The organism is Bradyrhizobium sp. LB11.1 (assembly GCF_040549385.1).
In the GTDB taxonomy this organism is placed as follows: Bacteria; Pseudomonadota; Alphaproteobacteria; order Rhizobiales; family Xanthobacteraceae; genus Bradyrhizobium.
In genome coordinates, this window is the sequence record NZ_JBEPTH010000008.1 from 163,422 (window position 1) to 177,248 (window position 13,827).

The 13,827-nt window shown below is 65.0% G+C and carries 11 protein-coding genes and 1 riboswitch; of the genes, 8 read left to right on the forward strand and 3 right to left on the reverse strand.

What is annotated here, in order from left to right; translation table 11 throughout:
- Positions 1–16: 16 nt before the first annotated feature.
- Positions 17–208: a DUF1674 domain-containing protein gene (locus ABIA96_RS21930; protein WP_354139129.1), complete on the reverse strand. Its 192-nt coding sequence runs from the start codon at positions 206–208 to the stop codon at positions 17–19.
- A gap of 189 nt (positions 209–397) precedes the next feature.
- On the opposite strand from ABIA96_RS21930, the gene ABIA96_RS21935 reads away from it, so the two are divergent.
- From ABIA96_RS21935 to purH, 3 genes are all read left to right on the forward strand, one after another.
- Complete coding sequence (locus ABIA96_RS21935) at positions 398–1,744, forward strand: RsmB/NOP family class I SAM-dependent RNA methyltransferase (RefSeq protein WP_354139130.1); 1,347 nt, start codon at positions 398–400, stop codon at positions 1,742–1,744.
- Between the two features lie 157 nt (positions 1,745–1,901).
- Positions 1,902–3,620 (forward strand): heparinase II/III family protein, encoded by a 1,719-nt coding sequence (locus ABIA96_RS21940; RefSeq protein WP_354139296.1) that lies wholly within the window; start codon positions 1,902–1,904, stop codon positions 3,618–3,620.
- A 59-nt stretch (positions 3,621–3,679) separates the two neighbouring features.
- Positions 3,680–3,761: riboswitch (ZMP/ZTP riboswitch) on the forward strand.
- Between the two features lie 25 nt (positions 3,762–3,786).
- Positions 3,787–5,379: a bifunctional phosphoribosylaminoimidazolecarboxamide formyltransferase/IMP cyclohydrolase gene (gene purH, locus ABIA96_RS21945; RefSeq protein WP_354139131.1), complete on the forward strand. Its 1,593-nt coding sequence runs from the start codon at positions 3,787–3,789 to the stop codon at positions 5,377–5,379.
- Between the two features lie 156 nt (positions 5,380–5,535).
- Here the strand turns inward: purH and ABIA96_RS21950 are convergent, their stop codons facing one another.
- Positions 5,536–6,921 carry an MFS transporter gene (locus ABIA96_RS21950; protein WP_354139132.1) on the reverse strand — a complete coding sequence of 462 codons (1,386 nt, stop codon included), beginning with the start codon at positions 6,919–6,921 and terminating at the stop codon, positions 5,536–5,538.
- 100 nt (positions 6,922–7,021) lie between these two features.
- On the opposite strand from ABIA96_RS21950, the gene ggt reads away from it, so the two are divergent.
- Both ggt and ABIA96_RS21960 read left to right on the forward strand, forming a co-directional pair.
- Positions 7,022–8,773 (forward strand): gamma-glutamyltransferase, encoded by a 1,752-nt coding sequence (ggt, locus tag ABIA96_RS21955; RefSeq protein WP_354139133.1) that lies wholly within the window; start codon positions 7,022–7,024, stop codon positions 8,771–8,773.
- A gap of 97 nt (positions 8,774–8,870) precedes the next feature.
- The gene (locus ABIA96_RS21960) at positions 8,871–10,166 is read left to right on the forward strand and encodes an MFS transporter (protein ID WP_354139134.1); all 1,296 of its coding nucleotides are present in this window, start codon (positions 8,871–8,873) and stop codon (positions 10,164–10,166) included.
- Between the two features lie 26 nt (positions 10,167–10,192).
- Here the strand turns inward: ABIA96_RS21960 and ABIA96_RS21965 are convergent, their stop codons facing one another.
- Complete coding sequence (locus ABIA96_RS21965; protein ID WP_354139135.1) at positions 10,193–10,858, reverse strand: glutathione S-transferase family protein; 666 nt, start codon at positions 10,856–10,858, stop codon at positions 10,193–10,195.
- A 148-nt stretch (positions 10,859–11,006) separates the two neighbouring features.
- On the opposite strand from ABIA96_RS21965, the gene ABIA96_RS21970 reads away from it, so the two are divergent.
- The 3 genes from ABIA96_RS21970 (at position 11,007) to ABIA96_RS21980 (ending at position 13,739) form a co-directional block, all read left to right on the forward strand.
- Positions 11,007–11,603: a DUF2239 family protein gene (locus ABIA96_RS21970; protein ID WP_354139136.1), complete on the forward strand. Its 597-nt coding sequence runs from the start codon at positions 11,007–11,009 to the stop codon at positions 11,601–11,603.
- A gap of 87 nt (positions 11,604–11,690) precedes the next feature.
- Positions 11,691–13,040: an MATE family efflux transporter gene (locus ABIA96_RS21975; protein WP_354139137.1), complete on the forward strand. Its 1,350-nt coding sequence runs from the start codon at positions 11,691–11,693 to the stop codon at positions 13,038–13,040.
- A gap of 84 nt (positions 13,041–13,124) precedes the next feature.
- Positions 13,125–13,739: a 2-hydroxychromene-2-carboxylate isomerase gene (locus ABIA96_RS21980; protein ID WP_354139138.1), complete on the forward strand. Its 615-nt coding sequence runs from the start codon at positions 13,125–13,127 to the stop codon at positions 13,737–13,739.
- The last annotated feature ends 88 nt before the right edge of the window (positions 13,740–13,827 follow it).

The window sequence follows — 13,827 nt, forward strand, 5'->3', positions numbered from 1 at the left end:
AGCCGGCAAGAGAACCCTAGAAATCCGAGGCGATGCCCTTGCGCTCCCAATCGCCGTAGCGCGTGGGCTCAGGTCCCTTCGGCCCCTGCAATTCCTTCGGTGCCGTCTCGGCAGTGGCCGCGGCGGCCTGCCGGCGTGCCTCGGCTTCGGCCAGCGCGCGCTGGGCGGCCGGCGGCAGGGGCTTGCGAACGGGATGCTGGTCACTCATCGTCGGCTGTCCTAGCGCAGGGTCGCGACATGCGCGACGTCCAATAACGCATTGCTGAAATGGCCGCGACGGGCTGAAATCGCCAGAGGCCATTCTTATATTTGGCATATTCGCATGTCACAGCTGGCCTTTCTCAAGGCATGCGCCCATATCGGCGGAACTGCCGCTCGCTCAGAACCTTGCTTCCGCATGCCATCTCAACGTTTTGCTCCTCCATCTGAAGTGCCAGGTCTCGCGGCGCGGCGGATCGCTGCCGACATCGTCGACGGCGTCTTGCACAAGCATCGCACGCTCGACGATCAGCTCGACGGCTCCGGCGCCCATCCCGGACTGAAATCACTCGCCGACCGCGACCGTGCGCTGATGCGGCGTCTGGTCGCGACCATCCTGCGCCGCCTCGGCACGCTCGGCCATGTGCTGTCGCGCCTGCTCGACAAGGGCATTCCCTCCGACGCACCGCGCGCGCAAAGCGCGCTCCTGATCGGCGCCGCCCAGATCCTCTGGATGGACGTGCCCGATCACGCCGCTGTCGATCTCTCCGTTCGCCTGGTGCAATCCGACCGGCGCGCCGCGCGCTATGCCGGTCTCGTCAACGCCGTGCTGCGCCGCTGCGCGCGCGAGGGCCAGGCGCTGGTCGAGGAGGTCGCGACGCAATCGCTGGATCTGCCGCCGTGGCTGCTGGCGCGCTGGAGCGCGCATTACGGCGAGGCGACTGCACGGGACATGGCGCTGGCACTCGGCCACGAACCTTCGCTGGATCTGACCGTGAAGTCGGATGCCGAGCAGTGGGCGAGCCGGCTGCATGGCGAAGTGCTGCCGACCGGATCGGTGCGAACCGTCCTGCACGGCGCGGTGACGATGCTGCCCGGCTTCACCGAAGGACAATGGTGGGTGCAGGACGCCGCCGCCGCGCTGCCGGTCCGGCTGTTCGGCGATATCTCCGGCAAATCCATCGCCGATCTCTGTGCCGCGCCCGGGGGCAAGACCGCGCAACTGGCGCAGGCCGGCGCGCGCGTCACGGCACTCGACCGCTCACCCGCCCGGGTGGCGCGCCTGCGTGAAAATCTGAACCGGCTGTCGCTGCAGGCCGAGACTGTCGTCGCTGACGCCGTGGACTGGGCGGGGCCCGCGGATGGTTTCAATGGAATCCTGATCGACGCGCCCTGCACCTCGACCGGGACGATCCGCCGCCATCCCGACGTGTCCTGGCTCCGGCAGGAATCCGACATCGCCGCGATGACCGTTCTGCAGCAGCGGCTGCTGCGCAAATCCGTCTCGCTGCTCAAGCCCGGCGGGACGCTGGTCTATTGCACCTGTTCGCTGGAACCCGAAGAAGGCGAGCAGGCCATCGCCACGCTGCTGGCCGCAGAGCCCGCGCTTCGCCGCGTGCCCATCGAGGCCAGCGAGGTCTTCGGGCTCAGCGAGATCATCACGGCTGAGGGCGATCTCCGGACCCTGCCGAGCCACCTGCCGCACGCCGACCCGAAGCTCGGCGGCCTCGACGGATTTTTCGCGGCTCGGCTCGTTAAATCCTGATTTTGCACCGGATTTTGCTACCGCTGGACTGATTCGGGGCCTTTCAAGGTGGTGTCAGAAGCCCGATTTTGGGATTAATAAGGATTCGTCGGAATCCCTCTCCCCACCAAGGCAAGGCGTGTCGGTCGCTCAACGCAGACGTATCTCGACGCTGGTGATGAACCGCTTCGCGCGGAACATGCTCGCGCGCGCGAGCGGCGGTTCCGTCGCGCTGTCGCGGGTATGGCCCGGCCGTACCGATCGGCTGATCATCGCGCCGCATGATCTGCGCACGGCGGATGCGACGCGCGCCGCCGAGATCTATGCCGGGCGCTTTGTCTTTGCCGGCAAGATCGTCAACTGCCACGGCCGCTCGATCTTCGATCTCGATCCGCCCTCGGAGGACTGGGAGGTCGCGCTGCTCGGCTTCGGCTGGCTGCGACATCTGCGCGCTGCTGATACCGCACTGACCCGGGCGAATGCGCGCGCATTGGTCGAGGACTGGATCAGTAACCGCGCCAACAAGCGCCGGCCCGTCGCCCGCCGCGCCGACGTGCTGGCGCGGCGCGTGATCTCGCTATTGTCGCAGGCGCCGCTGGTGCTCAACGACACCGACAACAAATTCTACCGCCGTTACTTGCGCGCGCTGGCACGCGAGATCCGCTTCCTGCGCTACACCATGGTCAACATTCCTGACGGGGTGCCGAAGCTCCAGGTGCAGATCGCGCTGTGCTACACGACGCTCTGCCTCGCCAACCGGGCCGGTCATATCCGCAGCGCATCGAAAAAGCTCTCCGACGAATTGCAGCGGCAGATTCTCCCCGACGGCGGGCACATCTCGCGCAATCCGGGCGCGCTGATCGAGCTCCTGATCGACCTGTTGCCGCTGCGGCAGACCTTTGCCGCGCGCAACATCGCGCCGCCGCCGGCGCTGCTCAATGCGATCGACCGCATGATGCCGATGCTGCGCTTCTTCCGGCACGGAGACGGCAATTTCGCGCTGTTCAACGGCATGAGCGCGACGCCGTCGGATCTGCTCGCGACCCTGCTCGCCTATGACGACGCCCATGGCGCCCCTATGGCGAACATGCCGCACACCGGCTTCCAGCGCCTCGATGCCGGCCCGACCACCCTGATCATCGACACCGGGCCGCCGCCGCCGCCCGGCGTCAGCCATGACGCACATGCCGGCTGCCTGTCGTTCGAACTGTCCTCCGGCATTAGCCGCATCGTGACCAATTGCGGCATGCCGACCACGGGCCGCGACAATTGGCGGCCGTTTGCGCGCGGCACGGCAGCGCATTCGACGCTGACCTATCACGAGACGTCGTCCTGCCAGTTCGTCGAGATGTCGGCGATGAAGCGGCTGCTGCATGGCGCGCCGATCATCAGCGGCCCCCATGAGGTGGAGAGCCATCGCGAAATCGTCCAGGACGGCACGCTGCTGACGACCTCGCATGACGGCTATCTCGCCAAGTTCGGCGTGATCCATCGCCGCGTGCTGATGGTCGCCAATGACGGCGCGCGGATCGATGGCGAGGACACGCTGTCGCCGCCGCAGGGCGCGCGCCTCAAGGGCGCCGACGCCGATTTCGCGCTGCGCTTCCATCTGCATCCCTCGGTGAAGGCAAGCCGGCTGTCGGATGCACGCGGCGTCATGCTGGTGCTGCCGAACCGGGACGTCTGGACCTTCGAAGCTCTCGACGACAAGGTCGATCTCGAAGACAGCGTGTTCCTGGCCGGCAATGACGGCCCCCGCCGGACCGCGCAGATCGTGATCCGCCAGGATGCCCGCCAGGCGCCCTCGATCCGCTGGAGCTTTGTCCGCTCCACCGTCTCGCCCGCGGTCACCAATGCCCGCCGCAACGCCTGGCGCGAACCGGAACTTCCGCTGTAAAGAGCCGCTATTTGGCCCTATCTGATCGTTGTGATGGGCGTCGAAAACTGCTATCGAGCGGTCGTTCGCGCGACTGGCGACCTTGGATGGAGCACCATCGGGAAGCGCGAGACATATCCGCCGCGCGCCTGGGCATAGACACTCCTTAAGACAGAGGATCTTGCTCATGACTGACCATCCCCGCCGCGTCACCCGCGCCCTGCTTTCCGTCTCCGACAAAACCGGCCTGATCGAATTCGCCAAGGCGCTTGCCGCGCATGATGTCGAGCTGGTCTCGACCGGCGGCACCGCGAAAGCGATCGCTGCTGCCGGCCTCAAGGTGAAAGACGTCTCCGACCTCACCGGCTTCCCCGAGATGATGGACGGCCGCGTCAAGACGCTGCATCCGAAAGTGCATGGCGGCCTGCTCGCGATCCGCGACAGCAAGGAACATGCCGAGGCGATGAAGGCGCACGGCATCGCGCCGATAGATCTGCTCGTCGTCAATCTCTATCCGTTCGAGGCGACCGTCGACAAAGGCGCAGGCTTCGAGGATTGCATCGAGAACATCGACATCGGCGGCCCCGCGATGATCCGCGCCGCCGCGAAGAACCATGACGATGTCGCCGTCGTGGTCGAAGCCGACGACTACAAGGCCGTGCTCGACGAGCTCGCCGCCAACAAGGGCGCGACCACATTGACGCTGCGCCGGCGGCTCGCCGCGAAGGCCTACGCGCGCACCGCAGCTTATGACGCCGCGATTTCGAACTGGTTCAACCGCCAGCTCGAAATCGACGCGCCCGATTTCCGCGCCTTCGGCGGCAAATTGATCCAGTCGCTGCGCTACGGCGAGAACCCGCACCAGACCGCGGCGTTCTATGCGACGCCCGACAAGCGCCCGGGCGTTTCGACCGCGCGGCAGCTGCAGGGCAAGGAGCTCTCCTACAACAACATCAACGACACCGATGCGGCCTATGAATGCATCGGTGAGTTCGACACCAAGCGCACCGCGGCCTGCGTCATCGTCAAGCACGCCAATCCCTGCGGCGTCGCGGAGGGCTCGAATCTCGTCGACGCCTATCGCAAAGCGCTCGCCTGCGACTCCACCTCGGCCTTCGGCGGCATCATCGCGATGAACCGTGCGCTCGACGCCGATACCGCGCGCGAGATCACAAAGATCTTCACCGAGGTGATCATCGCGCCCGACGCCAGCGAGGAAGCGATCACCATCATCGGCGCGCGCAAGAACCTTCGTCTGTTGCTCGCCGGCAGCCTGCCCGATCCGCGCACAGCTGGTCTCACCGCAAAGACCGTGGCGGGTGGTTTGCTCGTGCAGAGCCGCGACAACGCCGTGGTCGACGACATGACCTTCAAGGTCGTGACCAAGCGTGCGCCGTCCGATGCGGAAATGCGCGACCTCAAGTTCGCGTTCCGGGTCGCAAAACACGTCAAGTCGAACACCATTATCTACGCCAAGGATCTCGCCACCGTCGGCATCGGCGCAGGCCAGATGAGCCGCGTGGATTCAGCGCGGATCGCCGCTCGCAAGGCGCAGGATGCGGCCAGCGAGCTGAAGCTCGCCGAGCCGCTGACCAAGGGTTCGGTCGTGGCGTCGGACGCGTTCTTCCCGTTTGCCGACGGCATGCTCGCCTGCATCGAGGCCGGCGCCACCGCCGTGGTGCAGCCCGGCGGTTCGATGCGCGATGACGAGGTGATCAAGGCCGCCGACGAGCACGGCATCGCCATGGTGTTCACCGGCACGCGGCATTTCAGGCATTAAGGTCGATCGGCGTAACGGCCCCAAGAGCGACGACGATCCCATCCACGTCGTCATTGCGAGCGCAGCGAAGCAATCCAGAACTTACCGCAGGGAAAGTCTGGATTGCTTCGTCGCTTCGCTCCTCGCAGTGACGGGCGTGAAGTTGCGCAGTGCGAACTACTCCCGCACCCGCATCAGCAGTGCGAACCCCGTAACGAAAAACACCACCAGCACGGCCATGCCGGCCTTCTGGCTCGCGGTCACGGCCGTGATCACGCCGATCAGCAGCGGTCCGATGAAGGACGTCACCTTTCCGGTCAGCGCGAACAACCCAAAATACTGTGCGATGCGATCCTTCGGCGCGAGACGGATCAAGAGCGTGCGCGACGCGGCCTGGAGCGGCCCGCCGGCCGCGCCGATCAGGCAGCCCAGAATGACATAGGCGCGCTCGGCAGCGCTCGAGAACATGGCAGCGCCGGGCTGTGGCGGCGCGACTTCAACAAACAGCACGCTGTCCTTGTCGACAAGCAGGATCGCTGCGACCGCGAGCAGCAGGATCAGCATGCTGCCGGCGATGACACGCTTCGGTCCGAGGGAATCGTCGAGCTTGCCACCGAGCCAGGCGCCAAAGGTGCCGGCGATGGCGAGGATGATGCCGAACGTGCCGATCTGGATCGTGTGCCAGCCGAAGGTGCCCGCGGCATAGATGCCGCCGAACGCGAACAGCGACACCAGGCCGTCGGTGTAGATCATGTTGGCCAGCAGAAACGCCGCGAGCGATTTCTGCTGCGGCAAATCCTTCAGCGATCGCTTCAGATCGGCCAGGCCTTCATGCAGCGCCTCGCGCACCGGTCGCTTCGCCGGATAATCCGGCGTGAACAAAAACATCGGTGTCACGAAGATGATGAACCACAGCCCTGTCAACGGTCCCGCGGCACGATCGCCCTCATGCATGGCGGGATCGAGCCCGAACAGCGGCGTGAAGCCGAGCAGCGTGCGGCCGGTCTCTGGATTGGCGGCGAGGAAGCCGAGCACGATGATCAGGCTGACGATGCCGCCGATGTAACCCGTGGCCCAGCCGGTGCCGGAGAGCCGACCGATGCGCTCCGGCGGCACCAGGGTCGGCATCATCGCATTGTTGAAGACGGTGGCGAATTCCGCGCCGACGCTGGCCAGCGCGACCGCGATCAGCAATGGCGGAATGATGGCGTGATCGCCAGGCTTGCCTATCCACAATGTGCAGGAGGCCACGACCAGCAGCGCACCGAACGCGGCGATCCACGGCTTGCGGCGGCCCGAGGCATCCGCGATGGCGCCGAGCACGGGTGATAACAACGCAATCGCCAGGCCTGCGGCGGCCATTGCAAAACCCCAGAGCGACTGGCCCGTGGCGGGATCTGGCGCGATGCTGGTGGCGAAATAGGGCGCGAACACGAAGGTCGTGATGAGGGTGAAATAGGGCTGCGCGGCCCAGTCGAAGAAGATCCAGCTGACGACGGCAGCGCGCGGCGGATAGGTCCGCGGGGCGCCGGCCATGCGCGCCGCCGGGGCGATCGTCGTCATGACGCAGTCCTCATCACAAACAGCTTTGCCTCTCTTAGCGCAAACCGTATAGCATTACAGCGACGCGTTTGAATTGGCCTGAAGGCCCGGCGGAAATTTGATGATGGCGTCATTTTCGACACGGCGGACTTTTCTCGCTCTCGTCGCCACTCTGGCGTTTGGTCTTGCCTCAGCAACCGCGCAGGATGCGCGGCGGGCCTATGTCCCGCCGATGCTCGACACTGTGCACGCAATCCCGGCCGAACACGGCATGGTGGTGGCGCAGGAGAAAATATCTGCGCAGGTCGGCGCCGACATCTTGCGACGTGGCGGCAATGCCGTCGACGCGGCCGTCGCGACCGGCTTTGCGATGGCGGTGACCTATCCGCGCGCCGGCAATATCGGCGGCGGCGGCTTCATGGTGATCCATTCCGCCGAGCGCAATGAAGACATCGCGATCGATTATCGCGAGACCGCGCCGGCGGCGACCACGGCGCAGATATTCCTTGGAGCCGACGGTAAGCCCGATCCCGCCAAATCGCGTGATTCCGGGCTTGGCATCGGCGTGCCCGGCACGGTCGCGGGCTTGGCGCTCGCGCTTGAGAAATACGGCTCGGGCAAGTTCACGCTGGCGCAATTACTCGAACCTGCGATCGTGCTCGCGCGCGACGGATTCATTGTCACCGACGACATCGCCGATACCCTGCCGGGCTGGTATCCGCGGCTGGCGCGCTGGCCGTCCTCGGCCAGGATTTTCGCAAAGCCCGATGGCAAGCCGTTTGGCGAAGGCGACAGGCTGGTGCAGAGCGATCTCGCCGACACGCTGGCGAGTGTCGCATCGCAAGGACCGCGCGGCTTCTACGAGGGCCCGGTCGCGGAGAAGCTCGCCAAGGCCGTGTCCGACGCCGGCGGCATCATGACGCCGGCCGATCTGAAGGCCTATCAGGCCGTGATCCGTTCGCCGGTGCGCGGCACCTATCGCGGCTATGACATCGTCTCGATGCCGCTGCCATCGTCCGGCGGCATCGTGCTGGTGGAATCGCTCAACATCCTCGAAGGCTTTCAGCTCACCGATTTGAAGCAGGGCTCAGCGGCATCGCTGCATCTGCTGATCGAAGCCATGAAGCGCGCCTATGCGGATCGTGCGCGCTATCTCGGCGATCCCGCCTTCGTCAACGCACCGATCGAAACGCTCACGGCGAAGACCTATGCGGCCAAGCTGCGTGCGAACATCTCGACCGATCGCGCGACGCCGTCGAAAGAGATCCTTTCGGCCCCGCCCGCGCCGCGCGAAGGCAGCAACACCACGCACTATTCCGTCGTCGACAGCAGCGGCAATGCCGTCAGCAACACCTATACGCTGAACTTCAGCTACGGCGTCGGCCTCGTCGCCGATGGCACCGGCGTGCTGCTCAACAACGAGCTCGACGATTTCACCGCCGCCGTCGGCGCCTCCAATGCCTATGGCCTCGTCGGCTATGAGGCCAATCTACCGGGGCCCGGCAAGCGGCCGCTGTCCTCGATGTCGCCGACCATCGTGCTGAAGGACGGCAAACCGGTGCTGGTGACGGGCTCGCCCGGCGGCAGCCGCATCATCTCAACCGTGCTTCAGGTGATCGTGAACGTGCTCGACTATAAGATGGACGTGGCGGCCGCCGTGGCGGCGCCGCGGCTGCATCATCAATGGCTGCCGGACGAAGTGCGCGTCGAGCGCGGGTTTCCCGACGACGTGCTGTTCGAGCTGAAGGCGATGGACCATCTCATCGTCGAGCCGATGGGGCAGACGTCGGCCAACTCGATTCTCGTGACGCCGAACGGGCCGCTCGGCGCGCCCGATCCGCGCACGCGTGGTGCGGAAGCAGCAGGACAGTAACCCTGCCCCTGCATGGCATCAGCGCGCGCACCGGCTTGCGCCGGCGGCCGCGCGTGCTACCACCGCCCGGCCAAAGGAATTTGCCGGGGAACCGCACATGACCGCAGCCGATCCGACTGACCGCATCGAGCGCGCCGAAATCGAGGACACCAGCCTTCTCGCCTTCTATCGCGACATGAATGCGCCGGAGCGAAGGACGTTCTGGGCCTGCGCGACAGGCTGGGCGCTCGACGGCATGGACTTCATGATCTATCCGCTGGTGATCGGCACTATCATTGCTCTGTGGAAAGTCGATGCGGCGTCGGCCGGTCTTGCCGGCACGGTGACGTTGCTGGCCTCCGCCATCGGCGGCTGGCTCGGCGGCTATCTCTCTGACCATATCGGCCGGGTCAGGACGCTCCAGATCACCATCATCTGGTTCTCGGTCTTCTCGCTGGTCTGCGCCGTGGTGCAGAATTTCGAGCAGCTATTGGTCGCGCGCGCCGTGCTTGGTCTCGGCTTCGGCGGCGAATGGGCCGCGGGCGCCGTGCTGATGGGCGAAGCGATCCGGCCGCAGTATCGCGGACGCGCGGTCGGCTCGGTGCAATCGGGCTGGGCCGTTGGCTGGGGCCTTGCGGTGCTGTCGCAGGCGGTGCTGTTCTCACTGATGCCGGCTGAGACCGCGTGGCGCTGGATGTTCGTGATCGGCGCGCTGCCGGCGCTGCTGGTGTTCTACATCCGCCGCTCCGTCACCGAGCCCGAGATCGCAGTTGAGGCTCGCGCCAAGCAGGCCGTGAGCGGCGACCGCCCTGCGCTCTGGGAGATCTTTTCGGGCCCGATCCTGAAAACCACGATTCTCGCGTCACTCGCAGCGACGGGCTGCCAGGGTGGCTATTACGCCGTCACTTTCTGGGTGCCGCAGTTCCTGACCAAGGAGCGGCATCTGTCGGTCGTCGGCTCGACCGGCTATCTCTCGACGCTGATCATTGGCTCGTTCATCGGCTATCTCGTCGGCGCCTGGCTTGCCGACCGGATCGGTCGGCGCAATCTGTTCCTGATCTTCTCGATCGGTGCGATGGCAATCGTGCTGCTCTATACGCAACTGCCGCTGACCAACGAGATCCTGTGGGTGCTCGGTTTCCCGCTCGGCTTCTTCGCCTCGGGCTATTTCTCGGGGATCGGCGCGTTCCTGACCGAGCTCTATCCGACGCGGTTGCGCGGTTCCGGGCAGGGCTTTTGCTACAATTTCGGCCGAGGCATCGGCGCGCTATTTCCGTTCCTGGTCGGTGCGCTGTCGTCATCGACGTCGCTTGCCAATGCGATCGCGATCTTCGCGGTGGTGGCTTACGCGCTGTTCTTCATCGCAGCGTATGCATTGCCGGAAACGCGCGGGCGCGTGCTGCATGCGGACTGACAAGTCATCGCGCGGCGGTGAGGAACTTACCGCCCCACTTGATAGGGGCCGCCCTTCGCCAACGCACGCGCATAGGCTGGCCGCGCGTGAATACGCTCCAGGAACGCTATCGCTTTGGGATGGCCTTGCTCGAGCCCGCCGCGCGCCTGGGCAGCTTCCAGCGGAAAGCTCATCTGGATGTCAGCCGCGGAGAATTCATTGCCGGCAAACCACTCGGTCTTTCCCAGCTCGCCTTCCCAATAATCCATGTGCTGCTTGAGCTGCGGATTGACCAGCGCGGTCAGCGCCTGGTTCGAGACCTTGCGCACCAATGGGCGAAGCAGCGCCGGCGCGCGCTTCGGCATCAGCGTGAACAGCAGCTTCAACAGCAGCGGCGACATCGCAGACCCCTCGGCATAGTGCAGCCAATAGGTGAAGCGTAATCGCTCCGGCGTATTCGGCGGCGGGATCAGACGGCCATCGCCGTAGGTCGCGATGAGATATTCGATGATCGCGCCGGACTCGGCAATGGTGTTGCCGTTGTCGGTGATGACTGGCGACTTGCCGAGCGGATGGATCGCACGCAGCTCTTTCGGCGCACGCATGTCGGGCTGGCGCTGGTAGCGCACGATCTCATAGGGCACGCCCAACTCCTCGAGCAGCCACAGCACCCGCTGCGAACGCGAATTGTTGAGGTGGTGGACGGTCAGCATCGCGAGATCCTCAGGGCTAGGCGTGATCGGTCGGCCGCGTACCTGCCAGCCCCGGACTGCAATGTCGAGCCATCCGGGCGGGATATTTTCATCCGGGTATATTGACGTCGATAATTTACCCGGGTATTAAATTGCTAACGTCATCGATATGGCAATGATTTCAATGCAGAGAACTTTCACGGCCTTCCAGGGGCAGCGTCGCCTGGTGTCCGGGCCGGCAGGAGAGGTCGCGCTGGTCGTCAAGCGGATGGCGCCTCGGCCGGACGAGCCCATCATTATCTTCGAGGACGCCACTGGCCGATCGATCGACTTCGACCTGCGCGGCGGGGACCGCGAGGTGCTGGCGCGTTTGGCGAAGCTGATCCCGCCGCCGGTCGAGGCGACTGCTCCATCAACCGAACCGCGCGGCCGCGGCCGGCCGAAACTCGGCGTGGTCGCGCGCGAGGTGACGCTGCTGCCGCGGCACTGGGAGTGGCTCGGCGCGCAGCCCGGCGGCGCTTCGGTCGCGTTGCGAAAACTCGTCGACGAGGCGCGGAGTGCGAGCGGCGACAAGGACCGCGAGCGGCAGGCTCGTGACGCGGCCTATCACTTCATGTCGACCATGGCCGGCAATCTGGCGCAGTTCGAGGAAGCTTCGCGCGCACTGTTCGCAGATGACCGGCGGCGCTTCACCGGACTGATCGCCGACTGGCCGGCCGACATCCGCGACCACATCGTCAAGCTCGCCTACAGCGACCGCGCCTAGGCGCAATCTCCAACCACCCCATCGACGGCCAGGCCGCGCGTGCTTCGCGCGGCAACGGCTTCGCTCGCCCTGATGAAAGGTACATCCATGACCGCTCCAAAACCGCTCTGGAAAAGCTTCCTGCGCTTCCTCGCGCCGTTGATTCTGAGCAACGGGTTGCAATCGCTGTTCGGCACCGTCAGCAATGTCTATCTCGGCCAGATGATCGGCATCGACGCGCTCGCGGCGGTCTCGACATTCTTCCCGGTGTTCTTCTTCCTGTTCGCCTTCGTCATGGGGCTGAGCACCGGCGCCACCGTGCTGATCGGCCAGGCCTTTGGCGCGGGCGCGCACGGCAGGATCAAGATCGTCGTCGGCGCGACGCTCGCGGTCGGCCTGCTGCTCTCAATATCGGTGGGGCTGGCCGGCGGCCTCTTCAGCCGCCAATTGATGATGGCACTCGCGACGCCCGCGGACATTCTCGACCAGGCTAGTGCCTACGCGCGGATCATGCTGCTAACGATGCCGCTCGGCTTCGTCTTTCTGCTGATGACGGCGATGATCCGCGGCGTCGGCGACGTCGTGACGCCGCTGCTGGCGCTGGCGTTGTCGACTGCGATCGGCCTGATCCTGACGCCGATGCTGATCCGCGGCGCATTCGGACTGCCGGCGCTCGGCATCACCAGCCCGGCCTGGGCGGCTGCGATCTCCAATGCAGTGACGCTGCTCGCGCTGGCGGCCTATCTGCTGCGGAAGAAGCACGCGCTCGCGCCGGACGTCGCACTGCTGCGCCATCTGCGGCTCAATCGCACTGTGATCGGACAAATCCTCAGCATCGGACTACCGAGTGCTGTCGGCATGGTGGTGATGGCGATCGCCGAATTAGTGCTGCTCGGCCTCGTCAACGGCTTCGGCTCGGACGCCACCGCGGCTTACGGCGCGGTCAATCAGGTGATGGGCTATACGCAGTTCACCGCGATGTCGATTTCGATCGCGGTTTCGATCCTCGGCGCGCAAGCCATCGGCGGCGGCGACCGGGCGCGGCTCGACGGCATCGTCCGCACGGGCCTCGCGTTCAACCTCGTGCTGACAGGCGGGCTGGTCGCGTTGATCTATCTGGTACCGCGCGCTGTGCTCGGCATCTTCATTACCGATGGCGCCGTGCTCGATCTGGCGAAAGGGCTGCTGTTCATCGCCTTGTGGAGCTCGGTGCCGTTCGGCCTTGCGACGACGTTTTCCGGCGCGATGCGTGCCGCCGGCGTGGCGCTGACGCCGATGCTGCTGTCGATCTTCGCCATTGTCGCGATCGAGCTGCCATCGGCGGTGATCCTGAGCCGCACGATCGGCCTTGAGGGTGTGTGGGCGGCCTATCCGATCGTGTTTTGCGCCATGTTCGTTTTGCAGATGGGCTATTACCTTCTGGTGTGGCGCAAGAAGGCGATCCGGCGTCTGATCTGATCATCAAGATATTATGACCATCATTAAACGGTGGACCTGTGGCGCGCCCTGCGCCACAATGTCGGAAAAGCGACGTCAGGGAGAATGATTTTGACCCGCACGCCCCCGCAATTCCTGTTCGATTTCGGCAGCCCGAACGCCTATCTCAGCCACCTGGCGATCCCGGCGATCGAACAGCGTATCGGCGTCAAATTCGAGTATGTGCCGATCCTGCTCGGCGGCATCTTCAAGTCGACCAACAACAAGTCGCCGGCCGAGACGCTCGCCGGCGTCAAGAACAAGCGCGAATTCCAGCAGGTCGAAACCGAGCGCTTCCTCAAGCGCTACAAGGTCCAGCCTTACGTCTTCAATCCCAATTTCCCCGTCAACACGCTGAACTTGATGCGCACCGCGATCGCGGCGCAGCTCGAAGGCGTCTTCGAGGGATACGTCGATGCCGCCTTCCACCATATGTGGCGCGAACCGAAAAAGATGGACGACCCTGAAATTGCGGCGAAGGCACTGACGTCTTCAGGGCTCGATGCCCAGAAACTGTTCGCCCGCGCCCAGGAGCCCGAGGTGAAGGGCAGGCTGATCAAGAACACCGAGGAGGCCGTCGCCCGCGGCGCCTTCGGCTCGCCGACTTTCTTCGTTGGCAATGAGATGTTCTTTGGCAAGGAGCAGCTGCGGGAGGTTGAGGAGATGGTGTCGGGAAAGTGAAGCGCGCGAATGGGGAGTAGCGAATAGCGATGGAAATCGCGTTTGCTATTCGCTACTCCCTATTCGCCATTCGCCGGAAATAACAACG

Coding starts and splice junctions, on each gene's coding strand:
- ABIA96_RS21980 (WP_354139138.1), top strand. CDS start 13,125: ATGATTTTGACCCGCACGCCCCCGCAATTCCTGTTCGATTTCGGCAGC.
- ABIA96_RS21930 (WP_354139129.1), bottom strand. CDS start 208: ATGAGTGACCAGCATCCCGTTCGCAAGCCCCTGCCGCCGGCCGCCCAG.
- ABIA96_RS21940 (WP_354139296.1), top strand. CDS start 1,902: ATGAACCGCTTCGCGCGGAACATGCTCGCGCGCGCGAGCGGCGGTTCC.
- ABIA96_RS21965 (WP_354139135.1), bottom strand. CDS start 10,858: ATGCTGACCGTCCACCACCTCAACAATTCGCGTTCGCAGCGGGTGCTG.
- ABIA96_RS21975 (WP_354139137.1), top strand. CDS start 11,691: ATGACCGCTCCAAAACCGCTCTGGAAAAGCTTCCTGCGCTTCCTCGCG.
- purH (WP_354139131.1), top strand. CDS start 3,787: ATGACTGACCATCCCCGCCGCGTCACCCGCGCCCTGCTTTCCGTCTCC.
- ABIA96_RS21935 (WP_354139130.1), top strand. CDS start 398: ATGCCATCTCAACGTTTTGCTCCTCCATCTGAAGTGCCAGGTCTCGCG.
- ggt (WP_354139133.1), top strand. CDS start 7,022: ATGATGGCGTCATTTTCGACACGGCGGACTTTTCTCGCTCTCGTCGCC.
- ABIA96_RS21970 (WP_354139136.1), top strand. CDS start 11,007: ATGGCAATGATTTCAATGCAGAGAACTTTCACGGCCTTCCAGGGGCAG.
- ABIA96_RS21950 (WP_354139132.1), bottom strand. CDS start 6,921: ATGACGACGATCGCCCCGGCGGCGCGCATGGCCGGCGCCCCGCGGACC.
- ABIA96_RS21960 (WP_354139134.1), top strand. CDS start 8,871: ATGACCGCAGCCGATCCGACTGACCGCATCGAGCGCGCCGAAATCGAG.